Here is a 15,402-nt window from a genome sequence, read left to right on the forward strand (position 1 = left end):
AGCTCCTTACAGGTGCAGGCCGCCAGCCATCAGGCTGACGGCGCGCAGGTCGCGGTACCAGCGCTCGGCCGGGTGTTCCTGGGTGAAACCGTGGCCACCGAGCAGTTGCACCGCGTCGGTGCCGATCTTCATCGCCTTCTCGGCGCAGAGCAGCTTCGCCAGGTAAGCCTCGCGGTGGAACGCCTGGCCGCGCTCAGCCAGTGCGCAGGCGCGCCAGACAATCAGGCGCATGGCATCCAGCTCGACAGCGATGTCGGCGACCATGAAGGCCACGCCCTGGCGATGGCTGATCGGCTCACCGAAGGCCTCGCGCTCGTTGCAGTAGGTGATCACGTAGTCCAGCGCCGCCTGCCCGGTGCCCACGGCCAGCGCGCACCAGGCCAGCGCGGTGTGATCGAGGAAAGCCTGGTAGTCGAAGCGCTCCGCCGCCAGCCGCTGCTCGGCCGGGACCTTCACGCCCTTCAAGCGAACTCGAGCGGTGCCGGTGGCCTTCAGGCCCATGGCCGGTTCGGCACGCACTTCGACGCCCTTGGCGCGGGTGTCGATGAGGAACAGCGCCGGGCCGTCGCCGGCATCCGCCGCCACGATCAGCTTCTGCGCATCCACGCCGCGCACGACCAGGCATTTTTCGCCGGTCAGCGTGTAACTCGAACCCCGCTTGCGCGCCTTGGTGGACAAGCGCAGCGGATCGGCCAGCAACTGCGGTTCGTTCACCGCGATGGCGATCAGCGGCGCAGCCTCTTCGCCAACGAACGCCGGCAGCCAGCGCGCCTGTTGTTGCGGCGAAGCCCAGCGGCGAATGCAGTTGGCCGCCGACAGCGGCACCAGCAGCGCGGCAGCCAGGCTCAAGTCGCCACGGGCAAGGGACTCGGCGATCAGCGCGTTGGTCACCACGGTGCGCTCGCCGGCCATGCCGCCGTGCACCTCGCTGACGCCGTAATGGGTCAGGCCCAGTTCCTGCGCCTGGGCAAGCAACTCCAGGCTCAGGCTGGCCTTGGCGTCGGCCTCATGGGCGGCCGGGCGCAGCACTTCGGCGGCGAAGCCTTCGAGCATCTCCACAAGCATCTGCTGCTCGTCGGACAGGGACAGGTCGAACAGCCCGTCCGGGTCGGCCTTGCGTGGGGTCTTGGGCTGTTTGGCGGCACGCTCGCTGGCCAGCCGGAAACCGGTGCGGCTACCGCTGTAGAGGAGTCTTTCGAAGGGCTTGCGCAGCTTCAGTCGGTCCGGCCAGTCGGCCTGGGCGACACGGTTCAGCACGGCCAGGGCGCGGCCCTGCACGTCGGTGGTCATGGCATCTCGCTCCGCGGAGGGTGGATGCCCGATCATGCGCTGCAAAATGCCGCAGGGACCATGACCGCTTTGCCGCCGGTGACTGGCAGAGCGGTCAGTGGGGGCAGCGGGGGCAGCGGGGGCAACCGGAGAGAGTGTGCCTGGGCTTCCCCCTCACCCCAGCCCTCTCCCTCAGGGAGAGGGGGCAGATCGTGCCGGCTGGCGTCATGGTTTCATCCTGCACCGAACGGTGCCCCTCTCCCCCTGGGAGAGGGTTAGGGTGAGGGGAAGCCACGGGAAAGAAGGATCAGCCCTGGTGGCGAATCTTCTCGACGATGGCGGTGGTGGAGCTGTTCTCCACCAGACCCAGCACGCGCACTTCGCCGCCGTAGGCCTTGACGATGTCGGCACCGACCACCTGCTCGACGCCGTAGTCGCCGCCCTTCACCAGTACGTCAGGGCGGACTTCGGTGAGCAGGCGCTCGGGGGTGTCCTCGGCAAAGCTGACAACCCAATCTACGGCGCCGAGGCCCGCAAGCACGGCCATGCGACGGTCGACGCTGTTGATCGGGCGGCCCGGGCCTTTCAGGCGGGTCACCGAGGCGTCGTCGTTGGTGGCGACGATCAGGCGGTCGCCCTGCGCGCGCGCCTGCTCCAGGTAGGTCACGTGGCCGGCATGAAGGATATCGAAGCAGCCGTTGGTGAAGACGATCTTCTCGCCATGGGCGCGGGCGTCCTCGATGGCCAGCAGCAGTTGCTCGAGGCTCAGTACGCCACGCTCGGAGCCCTGCTCGCGCTGCACGGCGCGGCGCAGTTCCGGGGCGCTGATGGCGGCGGTGCCGAGCTTGCCGACGACGATACCGGCCGCGAGGTTGGCCAGGGCCACGGCCTGCGGCAGGTCTTCACCGGCGGCGATGGCGCCGGCCAGCGTGGAAATCACCGTGTCGCCGGCGCCAGTGACGTCGAATACTTCGCGGGCACGGGCCGGCAGGTGCAGGGCGCTGTGGCCCGGGCGCAGCAGGGTCATGCCGTGTTCGCCGCGGGTGACCAGCAGCGCGCCGAGCTCCAGCTCGGTCATCAGTTTCTGACCCTTGGCGACCAGATCGGCCTCATCCGTGCAGCGACCGACGATGGCTTCGAATTCGGAGAGGTTCGGAGTGATCAGGCTGGCGCCACGGTAGATGGCGAAATCCTTGCCCTTGGGATCGGCCAGCACCGGGATGCCGCGCTGGCGGGCAGCCTGGATCAGTTGCTGGTGGTTCTTCAGCGCACCCTTGCCGTAGTCGGAGAGCACCAGCACGCGAACCTGGTCCAGCAGCGCCTCGACGTCGGCGGACAGGGCCACGGCGTCGGTACGGAAGGCTTCCTCGAAGTCCACGCGCAGCAGTTGCTGGTGGCGGCTCATGACCCGCAGCTTGACGATGGTCGGCTGGCCGGCGATGCGCTGGAAGCGGGTGGTCACGCCCACTGCCTGCAGGCTGTCGCTCAGGCTGTCGGCCGCTTCGTCGACGCCGGTGACGCCGACCAGGAAAGCCGGGGCACCGAGGGCGGCAAGGTTCAGCGCGACGTTGGCGGCGCCGCCGGGGCGGTCCTCATGCTGCTCGACCCGCACCACGGGCACCGGCGCCTCGGGCGAGATGCGCGAGGTCGCGCCGTGCCAGTAGCGGTCGAGCATCACGTCGCCTACCACCAGCACGGGGGCCTGATCGAATCGGGGCATGGTCAATTTCATGGGAACTCCGCAGGTCGAAATCGCCGCGGATAATACCATAGCCGCCCAGTGCGACTTGCGCCGAACACCGGGCGGTCACGGCAATGCCTAGGGGACTTTGCGAACCCAGAACAGCTCGTGGCGACGCACCGCCTTGCGGAAGAACTCGTCGTCGCCAGTGGCCGGCCACCGACGGCCGGCGAGCACGCGCTGGATCAGCCGGCGCAGGCGTTTCTTGCCGGTGAGCGGAGTCTGCAGATCGTGCTGCAGGGCCAGGGCCTGGGCCTTGTCGATGCGGGTCTCGGCGTCCAGCACCGGGCTCCACAGCGGGTCGGCCGGCAATGCCTCGATACAAGGCGGCAGGGCAATGCCACCGTCGGCCGGGCCCATGGGCCAGCGGTCGTTGTCGTGCAGGTGGTTGGCGTAGAGCAGCAGCGTCTGCGGTTTCCAGCTGCTGCGCGAAATCGCCTCCAGCGTCGCCTGGGTGGCGTGAACGTGGTCGGCGTGGGGGTCCAGTTCCGGGTGCGCGGTGAGGATCACTTCCGGGCGGATGTGCTCGATCAGCGCGGTGAGGTCGGCCACCAGGTTGAGCCAGGTCGGTGCGCCGTCGCTGTCACCCGGCAGCGCGAAGGGGTTGAAGCCGCGCACGCTGCGGATGTCGATCTCGCCGGACTCCCGCGAGCCGAACGCCTGGCTCGGCTCGGCGGCCATGGCCGGCAATTGCAGGCAGTAGTAGCCCAGTTGCACGCAGCGCTCGGCCGGCACGCCACCCCAGAGCGGTGCGGCAATGCTGTCCCAGGTGCGCAGGCGGCCCTTGAGCCGCGCAGCCTCGGCCTTGCCCAGCCCGAGACGCTGGTAGTGTTCGGCCTCGATCTCGCCTTGCGTCAGGGTGGCGATCCAGGCTTCCGGGCAACGGCTGTACTGGCCGAAGGCGGCCAGTTCGGCATCGTCCGCGTGGGGCGCGATGATCAGCAGGCGCTGTCGGGCGTAGTCCGGATTGTCGAAGGCGTGCAGCACGCCCTGTTGCGCCAGTCGGCAATGGCGGCTGCGGATGCGCAGATGCCCGGAACGCAGTGCTTCGCCCTGGCCGGAGAGGTTGATGTAGCGCTTGCCGCTGACGCCACGCTCGAAGTCCTGGCGATCGGGCTCGACGCCTTCGATCAGCACCTGCGGGTCGAGCCAGCGGCCGAGCAGCGAGGCTTTGACCTCGATCTCCAGCACCAGCGTCTCCTCGCCCGCCGGCAGCGCACCGGTGGCGACGTGCAGGCCGTGCGGGCCGAGGGATACCGGCAGGGCGATGGAGCCCTCGGGGAAGTCGTAGCGGTAGTCGTCGCGCGGCGAATAGAACAGGTGATCGGCGAACCACGCTTCATGGGCGACCCAGCCGAGCAACACGGCCAGCGGCACGCTCCACCAAGGCGCGAAGATGCCCAGCAGGATCAGCGCCAGCAGGGCGACGAGCAGGACCGCGCGCTTCTTGCGGCGGTGCTGTTTGAGCAGGTGCTGCTTGCGGGCGCTCATGGCGACTCTCCATCAAGCCCGCTGTCGCGGGCGGGGCGTCAGACCTGGAACACCGGCACGCGGTGGCACCAGCGGTCCTTGTACTCGCGGTCGGCGCGGCCGAAGGAATAGCGCAGCGGCTTGCCCAGCGCCTCGGCCTCGGCCCAGGCCTCTTGCGTATTGACGAAGCTGAGCACGCTACCGGGGCTGAACTCGCGGTTCTCCGGAGCGACGCCGCCGTTGATGTACTCGACGCTGACCCATTTGGGCGCTTCGACCCGGTAGAGAATCTGGATCGCCACCGGCTCGCCGTCCAGGCGCACCAGCGAACCCCGCATGAAGTCGCGCATCAGGCCGAAGACTTCGGCCAGCCGTGCCTTGCCCGGCACTTCGAACTCCCAGCGACGCTGGAACAGGTCGGCATAGATGCTCGCCTGCTCCTCGGAGCTCAGCTCGCTCATCGGCTGCAGCACGCCGCCCGCCTCTTCCAGCAGGCGCTGTTCGCGGCGCTGGTTGTAGCGGAATTTCTTCGAGAAGTCGGCCGGCGCGCGGTTCATCGCCAGTTGCTCGGGCTGCTCGCGGGCGTCGCTGACCTGCTCGCGGTTGAGCTCGGAGAGATAGCGCACCTGATGGCGCAGCTCGATGCGCGCACCTTCGGCGATGGGCAGGATGATCTCGGCGTTGCCCAGGTCGAACAGCGCCTTCTTGCCCTCGCGCTTGAGCACATCCTTGGACAACGCCAGGTTGCGCCCCCAGGTCGGCACGGCGGCGCGCAGTTCATCGCCCTCGAACCAGCCCAGGTAACGCACCGGAATGCCGGCCAGATGGGCGAGACGCTCAACCACATCCGGATGGGTGGCGACGCTGCCGCCGAAGCGCTGCCAGGCGGCGGCATAGTCGGCCGCCGCGATGGGCGTCCAGCCGCGTTCGCGGAAGACTCGCAGACGGTTCAGCATGCCAGGGGATTCCGCACCTGCATCATACCGGCTGCTCGACGGGCGCTTCTTCGCTGCCACCGACCGGGTCGTCGGCGAACTGGCGGGCGTGCAGGCGGGCGTAGTAGCCGTTCTGGGTGATCAGCTGGTCGTGGGTGCCACGCTCGACGATGTGGCCCTGGTCCATCACCAGGATCAGGTCCGCTGCCTCGATGGTGCTCAGGCGGTGGGCGATGACCAGGGTGGTGCGGCCTTCCATGACCTTCTCCAGGGCGGCCTGGATGTGCCGCTCGGACTCGGTGTCCAGCGCCGAGGTAGCCTCGTCGAGGATCAGCACCGGAGCGTCCTTGAGCAGCGCGCGGGCAATCGCCAGGCGCTGGCGCTGGCCACCGGAAAGCATCACGCCGTTCTCGCCGACCTCGGTCTCGAAACCTTCGGGCAGGCGGTCGATGAACTCGCGGGCGAAGGCGTCGTCGGCAGCCTTCTCAACGGCCTCGCGCGGTTTGCTGGCGAGGTCGCCGTAGGCGATGTTGTTGAGCACGCTGTCGTTGAACAGGTTGACCTGCTGGGTCACCAGCGCGATGTGCCGGCGCAGGTTGCTCAGTTTGTAGTCTTCGACATCGGTACCGTCGAGCAGGATCTGCCCGTCGCTGTGGTCGTAGAAGCGCGGGATCAGGTTGGCCAGGGTCGACTTGCCGCTGCCGGAGCGGCCGACCAGCGCCACCATCTGGCCTGGCTCGACGCTGAAGTTCAGATCGTTGAGGACCGTCTTCTGGGTGCCAGGGTAGGTGAAGCTGAGGTTCTTCACTTCGAGGCGGCCCTGTACGCGTTCACGCTCGACTGTGCCGTTGTCCACCTCGGGCTGCTCGTCGAGCTGCTCGAAGATGCTTTCCGCGCCGGCCACGCCCTTCTGGATGGTCGAGCTGACTTCGGACAGCTGGCGGATCGGCTTGGGCAGCAGGCCGGCCATGGAGATGTAGGCCACCAGGTCGCCTACGGTGGCATCGCCACGCAGCAGCAGCACGAGGTACAGCAGCACCGCCATGGCGCTGTAGATCACCAGCTGCAGCATCGGCGTGTAGATCGCCGAGGTCTTGTTCATGCGCAGGTTCTTGCTGGTGTTCTCGTTGGTCACGTGGCGGAAGCGTGCGCGCTCATAGGGCTCGCCGCCGAAGCTGCGAACCACGCGATAGCCCTGGATGGTCTCGGACGACACATGGGTCACATCGCCCATGGCGACCTGGATCTTCTTGCTCTGCTTGCGGAACTTGCGGCTGGCGGTCGTCACCATCACCGCGATGATCGGCAGGATCGCCAGCATCACCAGGGTCAGTTTCCAGTTCATCCACAGCAGCGAGAGGAACAGGAAAACCACGGTCATGCCTTCGCGGATCACCACCTTGATGGCGTCGGTGGCGGCGCCAGTGACCATGGTCACGTTGAAGGTGATGCGCGAGATCAGGTGGCCGGAGTTGTTGCTGTCGAAATAGCGGTTGGGCAGGGTCAGCAGGTTGTTGAACAGCGCGATACGCAGGTCCTGCACCAACCCCAGGGAAACCTTGGCGATGAAGTAGTTGCCAAGGAAGGAGCCGACGCCTTGCCAGACGGCGATCAGCACCACCAGCAGCGGCACTGCGTAGAGCAGCGACAGGTCACGGAGCCAGGCCACGGAGGAGTTGGGGAACAGCTTGGCATCCGGATGGGCCAGGCCATCGACGAAATACTTGAGGATGCCCGCCAGCATCGGCTGGGTCGCGGCGAAGATCAGGAAGCCGATGATGCTGAGCAGGAACATCCCGATGTACGGACGCACATAGGACAGCAGTCGGAAGTAGATCTTCAGGCTCGAAGGAGCCTGGGGTTCTTTACCGGACATGTAGGAATCGCACGCTTAAAAGGTCGGCGATTATAACACAGCGCTCTCGTTTGCCCGGCGGCTGGGCTACTATAGCCGGCTATCGATTCAGGGACCCGTTATGCAAGACCTCGCTCTCTCCGCCTACGAAGCGCTGCGCACCGGCGCCCAGGTGCTGGAAGCCGACAAGCATGGCGACAAGGTCCTGCGCCTGGCCGATGGCAACTTCCTGAAACTGTTCCGACGCAAGCGGCTGATTTCCTCGGCGGCGCTCTATCCCTATGCGCAGCGTTTCGCCGACAACACCCAGACGCTGCAGCGCCTGGCGGTGCCCTGCCCGCAGATCATCGCGGTGTACCGCATTGCCGATATCGCCCGCGACGCGGTGCACTACCGCCCCCTGCCGGGCGACACGCTGCGCCAGGTGATCGAAGCCGGCGAGGCGGACACGCAACTGGCGGCGCAACTGGGCGAACTGATCGCCGGGCTGCATGACCAGGGCGTGTACTTCCGCTCGCTGCACCTGGGCAACGTGGTGAAGACCCCCGAAGGCACCCTGGGCCTGATCGACCTCGCGGACATGAAGAAGCAGCGCCGGGCACTGTCGCGCCAGCAGCGCAAACGCAACTTCGCCCACATGCTGCGCTATACCCAGGATCGCCAGTGGCTGCTGGCCGGCAATACCGACAGCCTTTCACAAGCCTACCTTTCCCACAGCCCGGTACGCTGGCCGCTGGCCGAGCTGAGACAGTTCCTCAGTTCGGCTCCATGACCGCCGGCCGCACCTGAGGCCAGCGCTCCAGGCTGAGCCCCAGCAGGATCACCACCCAGGGCATCAGCCACATTGCGCGCGTGCGCTCCCACAGGCTGAACACATCGAACTGCATGGCGACGCTGGAGAACACCCACAGCAGCATCACCGACAGGCCCAGCGCCCGCGAGCGGCTTCGCCAGGCGTTGTAGCCAATCGAGCCCCACAGCACCAGGAACGCCAGCAAGGCTGGCACGCCGTACTGGATCGCCGTGTGCACAGGGAAGTTGTGCGCCCCGTTCTCGTATACGGAACGCCCGCTGGTCACCGAATAATCGCCCCCCAGCCCAACGCCGAACCAGAAATGCTGCTGAATCTGCGGCCAGGCATTGCGCAGCAGCTCGAAACGCTCGGCGTCGCCGCGTTCCATAAGCCCCGGCTCGACGACAACCAGCGTTGCGCCACCGACCAGAAGCAACAGAGGCAGCAGCTTGGCGATCCGGCCCGGCACCAGACTCAAGCTGAAGATGGCGGTAACCATCAGCGCCAGCAATGCCCCCCGGCTTCCGCAAAGCACCACGTAGATCAGCGATGCGGCCAGCAGGAGCACCCAGGGCAGTTGCGACCAGCCGCGGCGCGGCAGCAACGGCACGCACAACACCGTGACGAAGGCGATCGAGTAAGCCGCCGCGTTGGGGTTATCCAGGAAGCCGCCAAACCCGTTCAGGCGCCCCATCCCATAAGCAGGGGCAAACAGGAGTGCCGCCACGCTGTAGAGGCCGACCACCAGAGCCAGCGACAGCATCGTCAGGCGCAGCCGACGCTCATCCGCGCGGGCCCAGAGCACCCAGCCGAAGATGAACAGCATGAACAACGAAACACTCTTGAGGTTGCCCGCCGGCTTGCCCGTCTTGGACCACAGCAGAGAAAGCACCGCCCAGCCAAACAGCGCCAGCAGAAGCCACAACTCCCGGTGAGCCCGAAGCAGGTGGCCGAGCTCCTGCCGGCGGGTGATGCACAACCACAACGATGGCAGGTAGACAAACAGCGCGACCATCTGGAAATAGAACTTCATGCTGGGTGTCAGCATCACCCCGGCGATGCTCCACAGCACGCCAATGCCCAGCATCGCCTCGGCTATCCGGCTTCCCCGGCGCTGCGACACGCCAGTGGGGGTCACAGTGGGGCACCAGGACTTCCAGGCGGAAGCAATTACATCTTTCATCGGCAAACGTCTTATTCCCGCCCGAACTTGAACAGCAGATGGCGAATCCGCCGCAGGGTGATGCGATTCCACCGCCATGGCGGAAGCTGCAAGAGCAGCGACCAGGCGTAGCCCTTGTCACCGACCACGGATTGCTTGAGCGCCTTGTTGAGGATACAGGTCATGCCAGCGCCGTACGCCGGGTGGTCACGGTAAGGAGCGACCGCCATCCGATCATAATTCAGCTGGTTCTTGTAGGCCGTCCGCGACAGGTTGCCTTCGTGGCGGCGGTAGCCGCTGACTACTTCCGGCAGGACTTCGACCCGGTAGCCCAGGTGGGCGATCTTCAGGGTCATCTGGAAGTCCTGGATACGGATCTGCGGATCGTAGCCGCCAACCCGGTCCATGGCCTCGCGCCGGTACATCGCGACGGTCGCGCCGACGGCGATGGCCTGCCCCAGCAACTCGTCGAAGCTGTACTGGCGCACGGCATTGCCCGGCCCGCCCTTCAGGTGTTTGCCGTCGGCGTCGATATAGACGGCGCGCCCGCCGAGGCAACCGACCTCCGGGTGCTCGCGCAGGTAGTTCGCCTGCAGGCGCAGACGCCCCGGCATCATGATGTCGTCGGAGTCCGGCGTGGCCACCAGTTCGCCCCGCGCATGGCTCAACGCCGTGTTGAGCGCGGCACTGACGCCCTGGTTGGCCTGGCGGTAGAACTGGAAGCCATGCTCCTGCTGGAGCACCTGGATCTTCTCCGCACTGCGATCCTGGGACCCGTCATCCACCACGATCAACTCGAAGTTGGGATAGTCCTGCCCAAGAATGCTCAGCAGTGTCTCTTCGATATAACGCTCGCGGTTATAGCAAGGCACCAGCACGGAAATCAGCGGGTTTTCCACAGACACCTCAATAACCGGCAGATAGTGGCCACAGGTCAGAACCCCAAAGCCAGTCGCCAGCGCTCCAGCATACCGGGCTGCGGCCTCTCACGCAGCGGGGCCGCCATGGCCTGGACAATCCTTGCCCCGATCTGGCTGAACCCGAAACCTTCCACGGCCAGCATCCGGCCGGCCTCGGCAATGCGCGACGCGCGCTGCGGGTCATCCCGCAACTGCTGCAGTTTGCTGCGCAGTTGGGTGACATCGCGGTAAAGCACCACGTTGTGCATGTCCTGCAACCCCAGCGCGCGATTCTCCGCCTCACCCTGGTCATAGGCCAGCAGCACGCAGCCGCAGGCCATGGCCTCGAAATTCTTGATCATGTACTCGCCCATGCCGACATCGGCACTGACGAAGAAGCGGATACGGTTGAGCGTATTCAGGTAGTCCTCGCCGGAGTTGGTCTTGGTCACCAGCAGGTTTTCCACCTGTCCCAGTTCATCCAGCAGTGCCTTGCGGCCGCTGTAGGCCACGCTACCGGTGCTGCCGACGAAGGCCAGTTCGATATCCCGCCCCCGCCCCAGGTCATGCAGCAGGTTCTGGTCATAGCCCTTGGGCACGAAGACCGCATCGAAGCCTTCCTGGCGCAGGCGCTCGCTGACCATGTAGCCCGAGCTGATCACCCGCGCCCAGGGCAGGCGACGATAATGCGCGCTGAACTTCCCGGTGTACTTGCAGGAAATATAGTTCTGGTAGGCGTCGTGCTCGAGAATGACCAGGTTGGGCACGCTGCGGATGAAGGCTGCCTGGCGCATTTCCTTCTTGAAGCGCAGGAAGAACAGGATGCGATCGTACTTCGACACATCCACGTGCTCACGGAAGTAACGGCGCAGGTTGGCCTGCTCGTCACTGGACAGCCAGCGCAGGTCACACTCGCAATGCTCGGCGATTCCGTCGTACAGGCGATCGAGGATGGCGCGTTGTTCTTTCTGGACCAGGAACAGAACTTTCAAGACTCACCTTTTGCATCGCAGAGTGCGGGCAATCGAATTAACGTGCATCCTGGGCCGGATACGGCAATCGCCCAGCTTCCATGCGCCCCGCCCCGTCACCCTCCACAAGGAAAGCGGCGACAAGGACAATGCGCCGCGAAGATTAGGGGACGCTGAACAACCCGGTCAAGACGATGGCCGTCTCAGGATGCAGAAGCAGGAGTTGGCTCTGACGGACGTTGTAATAGGTGCAACCCGCGGGGAGGTCCTTGATGACCAACGGCATCGCCCCAATGGTGACACCACTGCCAATCTCGAGTTCATCGGCGATGTTGCAGCTGTGCGCACCAAGGCTCAAATCGTCACCGATCACCAGCGAATAACGCGACAGCCCCAATGTCTTGATACCCACCGTGGAGCTCTGCCGGATGTTGCGGCAGAGCCATCACGAGCTCACTCGCAGGTGTTTCCCACCCGTCGCTGCCATTTCTGCTTCGAGCAATGCATCGAGTTGGGTAGGTTCGACTTTTGGCACCACACTGGCCGGCAACCGACTGTCTGGCGACAGATTGAACAGCCTCAGCGGGAAACGCGGCGAAACCTTCTCGGCGACGATCCGGAAGCTGGGCAGGATGTAATCCTCGAAATCTTCGTCGAGGCTGCTGGGCAGAGCAGCCGTCCCTGTTTCGTAGAAGCGCCCGATACTCTTGTTCAGGTCCATCCCGATGATGAACACCTGGCTGAAGCCCAGGTGACAGGCCAGTTGCGTCGCGGCGTAGGGGATGGTGCGCCCACCGAAATAGCCCTTGCTCATGTTGCGACTGAAGCCGATCCGATTGGTCTTCCTGCGCAACAGCGAGAACCCGCAGATCAGGTCGGGATCACGGCGGACGGACCAGGCATAGGAACGATCCGACAGCACCGCCATGCCATGCCGGCGGTTGACCCTCTCCAGCAAAAAGACATTCGCCCTGCCCGGCAGCAAGGTCGGGTCATGACGATGCAGCGCCTGGAAGCAGTTCAGGCTCATTGCCAGGTGCGTAGCGCTGCGCGCGCCGAGACAGGCGAGGTCAGGGCGATCACGCACGAACCCGGGGTCATCGCAGATATAGAAGAACGGCGTGATCTTCTGGTCGACGCAGCGAACGATGGAGCCGTTCATCGCGATGAACGGCCAGTCCGCATAGCGCGCCAGCGGGAACTCCCCGGCGGAAGGTCCGGAAGCGAGCAGGAACACACTCCCCTGGTATCGCCCACGGCACTCCCCAAACTCGGCTAGGGGAACCTGCATGCTCCCATCGCCCAGCCAGCGTCGACCACCTTCCTGTTTGAGTTCCAGCATTTGCAATCGCGCGCTCGTCAATGAATCGCCCAAGGGCGCATCCAGCGTCCAGGCCAGTAAAAATGAAGGGAGAAACGCAGGGCCGTCAGCGGGATGGGGCGAGTAACGCCTTCACCAGCGGCAGACTCCAGAACTCCCGGCGCACCGCCTCATCGCAGAAGCGCGTCTGCAGACGCTGCTCCATCTGCTGCGCGCACATCACCCGCTGCTCGCGGTCCAGCACCGACAGATGGCGCAGCCCTTCGGCCAGCGCGGCATCGTCGCCCAGCGGGAAGAGAATGCCCAACCCCTCGACGATTTCCCCGGCACCACCGCCAGAAGTCGAGATCAGCGGCACACCCGCCACCATCGCTTCCAGCAGGACCATGCCGAATGGCTCGTGGTCGGAAGTCAGGGCGAATACGTCGAAGGCCTTGAAGTAGCGCCTGGCATCCGGGACCTGGCCGAGGAACAGCACGCGGTCGGCGATGCCCAGTTCGCGCGCGAGGTCCTTGAGGTCCTCCTCCAGCCGCCCCTTGCCGAGGATCGCCAGCAGGCTGTTGTGCGGCAGACGCGGCAGAGCGCGGGCGAAGCCGCGCAGCAGGGTGGCCTGGTCCTTGTCCGGATGCAGGCGACCGACGTTGCCGACCACCCAGGCGTTGTCCGCCAGCCCCAGGTGCTGGCGGGCCGGATAGCGCTCGACCTGCTGGTCCATGAGGGCGTCGACGTCGACCCGGTTGTACAGCGTCTCGATGCGATCCTGCGGCCAGGCCGGCAGGCAGGCACGGATTTCGTCGCGCACCGCGTTGGAAACGCCCAGCAGGCTCAGGCGTTCGGCGAAGAGGCGCGCGAACAGCTTGCGCCCCAGGCGCTGGAAGTCACCGAAGCCATGGTGCACACCGATGATCGGCAGCCTGGTGCCGAGCATGGCGATCCAGGTCGGCTTGAAACGGTGCGCGATGCAGAAGCGGAAATCGCGGGAACGGGCGATCTCGCGCAGGTCGCGGATTGCCTTGAGCTTCAGCCCGCGGATGTCCCGCGAGCTGTAGTCGAGGAAAAGCACCTCGTCGCTGGCGCAACCGGCCACGACTTCCGGATCGGGCGCACCGGTGAGGAACACCGTGGTAACCCGGTAACCGGTGCCGGCGAACAGGCTGGCGTACTGACGGGCACAGTCGAGGAACGGCCCGTCATAGCCGTGGCAGAACTGCAGGACGCGCGGTTCAGCCGAGCGAGTCATAGGGCTCCGCGCCATCCTTGACCACCAGGATGTCCTGCATGATCAGGTACTGCAGGTCCGAGCCGTAGAACATGTTCAGGGCATCAGTCGGCGAGCAGACCATCGGCTCACCACGGCGGTTCAGCGAGGTGTTGAGCGCCACGCCGTTGCCGGTGAGCCGCTCCAGCTCCTTCATCATGTCGTAGTAGCGCGGGTTGAATTCGCGCTTGAGCACCTGGGCGCGGGAGGTACCGTCTTCATGGACGACTTCCGGCACGCGGGTCTTCCACTCTTCGTTGACCTCGAAGGTGAAGGTCATGAAAGGCGCCGGATGGTCGATCTTGAACATCTGCGGGCCGACGGTATCGAGCATCGACGGGCAGAAGGGCCTCCAGCGCTCGCGGAACTTGATCTGCGCGTTGATGCGGTCAGCCACGCCGGGAACGCTCGGGCAGCCGATGATCGAACGGCCACCGAGTGCGCGCGGGCCGAACTCCAGGCGCCCCTGGAACCAGGCCACCGGGTTGCCGTCCACCAGCACCTTGGCGATCAGCTCGGACAGGTTGTCGATCTTGCGCCAGGTCGGCTTGGCCTCGTGGCGGGCGCAGGCGGCGATGACGTCTTCGTTGCTGTATTCCGGGCCGAGGTAGACGTGTTCCATCTTCTCGACCGGCACACCACGCTCCCAGGACACGTACGCGGCGGCGCCAACAGCGGTGCCGGCGTCGCTGGCCGCGGGCTGCACATACAGTTCCTTGACCTCGGGGCGAGCGATGATCTTCTGGTTGAGCTTGACGTTCAGCGCGCAGCCGCCGGCGAAGGCGATCTTGCCGGTCTCGCGGATGATGTCGCCCAGGTAGTAATCCATCATCTCCAGCGACAGCTTCTCGAACAGGGCCTGGATGCTGGCGGCGTAATGGATATACGGATCGTCGGCGATGTCGCCTTCACGCTTCGGACCGAGCCACTCGATCAGCTTGGGCGAGAAGTAGTAGCCCTTGCCCTTTTCCTTGTAGCGACGGAAGCCGATGACGTTGGCGTACTCGGTGTTGATGATCAGCTCGCCGTTCTCGAACTTGGCCAGACGGGAGAAATCGTACTTGCTGGCATCGCCGTAAGGCGCCATGCCCATGACCTTGAACTCGCCGTCGAGCATGTCGAAGCCGAGGTACTCGGTCAGCGCCCCGTACAGGCCGCCCAGGGAGTCCGGATCGTAGAACTCCTTGATCTTGTGGATCTTGCCGTTCTCGCCGTAGCCGAAGAAGGTGGTGGCGTACTCGCCCTTGCCGTCGATCCCGAGGATCGCCGTCTTCTCCTTGAAGCCCGAGCAGTGGTAGGCGCTGGAGGCGTGGGCCAGGTGGTGCTCGACCGGCTGGATCTTGGTCTTCTTCAGGTCGAAGCCCAACTGCTGCAGGCACCACTCGATGCGCTTGTAGTAGCGCTTGTAGCGGCGGTTGCCGAGCAGGATGGCGTCCAGCGCGCGGTCCGGTGCGTAGGCGTAGCGCTTGGCGTAGTGCCAGCGGGCCTTGTCGAAGATGCTGATGGGGGCAAAGGGAATGGCCACCACGTCAACGTCCGACGGCTTGATCCCGGCCTGCTCCAGGCAGAACTTGGCCGACTCGTAGGGCATGCGGTTCTTCGCGTGCTTGTCGCGGACGAAGCGCTCTTCTTCGACGGCCGCGACCAGCTTGCCGTCGATGTACAGGGCGGCGGAAGGGTCATGGCTTACGGCGCCGGACAGGCCGAGGATGGTCAATGCCACAGGGT

13 protein-coding genes are annotated in these 15,402 nt (G+C 65.3%); 1 reads left to right on the forward strand and 12 read right to left on the reverse strand.

Going from position 1 to position 15,402, the window contains the following annotated elements:
* Positions 1 to 6 precede the first annotated feature (6 nt).
* The 5 genes from IB261_RS27205 to msbA form a co-directional block, all read right to left on the reverse strand.
* Positions 7 to 1,290, reverse strand: a complete 1,284-nt coding sequence (locus IB261_RS27205) for an acyl-CoA dehydrogenase family protein (RefSeq protein WP_192383723.1) — start codon at positions 1,288 to 1,290, stop codon at positions 7 to 9.
* Between the two features lie 286 nt (positions 1,291 to 1,576).
* Positions 1,577 to 3,001 (reverse strand): bifunctional D-glycero-beta-D-manno-heptose-7-phosphate kinase/D-glycero-beta-D-manno-heptose 1-phosphate adenylyltransferase HldE, encoded by a 1,425-nt coding sequence (gene hldE, locus IB261_RS27210; RefSeq protein WP_081515487.1) that lies wholly within the window; start codon positions 2,999 to 3,001, stop codon positions 1,577 to 1,579.
* 87 nt (positions 3,002 to 3,088) lie between these two features.
* The gene (locus tag IB261_RS27215; RefSeq protein WP_192383722.1) at positions 3,089 to 4,501 is read right to left on the reverse strand and encodes a PIG-L deacetylase family protein; all 1,413 of its coding nucleotides are present in this window, start codon (positions 4,499 to 4,501) and stop codon (positions 3,089 to 3,091) included.
* Between the two features lie 38 nt (positions 4,502 to 4,539).
* Positions 4,540 to 5,436, reverse strand: a complete 897-nt coding sequence (locus IB261_RS27220; protein WP_081515485.1) for a GNAT family N-acetyltransferase — start codon at positions 5,434 to 5,436, stop codon at positions 4,540 to 4,542.
* 22 nt (positions 5,437 to 5,458) lie between these two features.
* A complete protein-coding gene (gene msbA, locus IB261_RS27225; protein ID WP_192383721.1) occupies positions 5,459 to 7,291 on the reverse strand; it encodes a lipid A export permease/ATP-binding protein MsbA in 1,833 nt (610 codons plus the stop codon).
* Positions 7,292 to 7,391: 100 nt separating this feature from the next.
* Between msbA and IB261_RS27230 the strand changes: the two genes are divergently transcribed.
* Positions 7,392 to 8,042: a lipopolysaccharide kinase InaA family protein gene (locus tag IB261_RS27230; RefSeq protein WP_192383720.1), complete on the forward strand. Its 651-nt coding sequence runs from the start codon at positions 7,392 to 7,394 to the stop codon at positions 8,040 to 8,042.
* Here IB261_RS27230 and IB261_RS27235 read toward each other — a convergent pair.
* From IB261_RS27235 to IB261_RS27265, 7 genes are all read right to left on the reverse strand, one after another.
* On the reverse strand, positions 8,026 to 9,246 hold the full coding sequence (locus IB261_RS27235; protein WP_225606193.1) for an O-antigen ligase family protein: 1,221 nt from the start codon (positions 9,244 to 9,246) through the stop codon (positions 8,026 to 8,028). The genes IB261_RS27230 and IB261_RS27235 overlap by 17 nt on opposite strands.
* Positions 9,247 to 9,257: 11 nt before the next feature.
* Positions 9,258 to 10,124 (reverse strand): glycosyltransferase family 2 protein, encoded by an 867-nt coding sequence (locus tag IB261_RS27240; protein WP_318653093.1) that lies wholly within the window; start codon positions 10,122 to 10,124, stop codon positions 9,258 to 9,260.
* 35 nt (positions 10,125 to 10,159) lie between these two features.
* Positions 10,160 to 11,116: a glycosyltransferase family protein gene (locus IB261_RS27245; RefSeq protein WP_192383719.1), complete on the reverse strand. Its 957-nt coding sequence runs from the start codon at positions 11,114 to 11,116 to the stop codon at positions 10,160 to 10,162.
* Between the two features lie 142 nt (positions 11,117 to 11,258).
* The gene (locus IB261_RS27250) at positions 11,259 to 11,507 is read right to left on the reverse strand and encodes an LbetaH domain-containing protein (RefSeq protein WP_081515479.1); all 249 of its coding nucleotides are present in this window, start codon (positions 11,505 to 11,507) and stop codon (positions 11,259 to 11,261) included.
* Between the two features lie 33 nt (positions 11,508 to 11,540).
* Positions 11,541 to 12,437, reverse strand: coding sequence for a WaaZ-like lipopolysaccharide core biosynthesis protein (locus IB261_RS27255; RefSeq protein ID WP_192383718.1), 897 nt, complete (start codon positions 12,435 to 12,437; stop codon positions 11,541 to 11,543).
* An 85-nt stretch (positions 12,438 to 12,522) separates the two neighbouring features.
* A complete protein-coding gene (locus tag IB261_RS27260; protein ID WP_192383717.1) occupies positions 12,523 to 13,656 on the reverse strand; it encodes a glycosyltransferase in 1,134 nt (377 codons plus the stop codon).
* Positions 13,640 to 15,397 carry a carbamoyltransferase family protein gene (locus IB261_RS27265; protein ID WP_138213989.1) on the reverse strand — a complete coding sequence of 586 codons (1,758 nt, stop codon included), beginning with the start codon at positions 15,395 to 15,397 and terminating at the stop codon, positions 13,640 to 13,642. Before IB261_RS27265 ends, IB261_RS27260 begins: the two co-directional genes overlap by 17 nt.
* Between the last annotated feature and the right edge of the window lie 5 nt (positions 15,398 to 15,402).

Origin of the sequence: Pseudomonas sp. PDM20, from assembly GCF_014852575.3 — a bacterium.
Lineage (GTDB): Bacteria > Pseudomonadota > Gammaproteobacteria > Pseudomonadales > Pseudomonadaceae > Pseudomonas.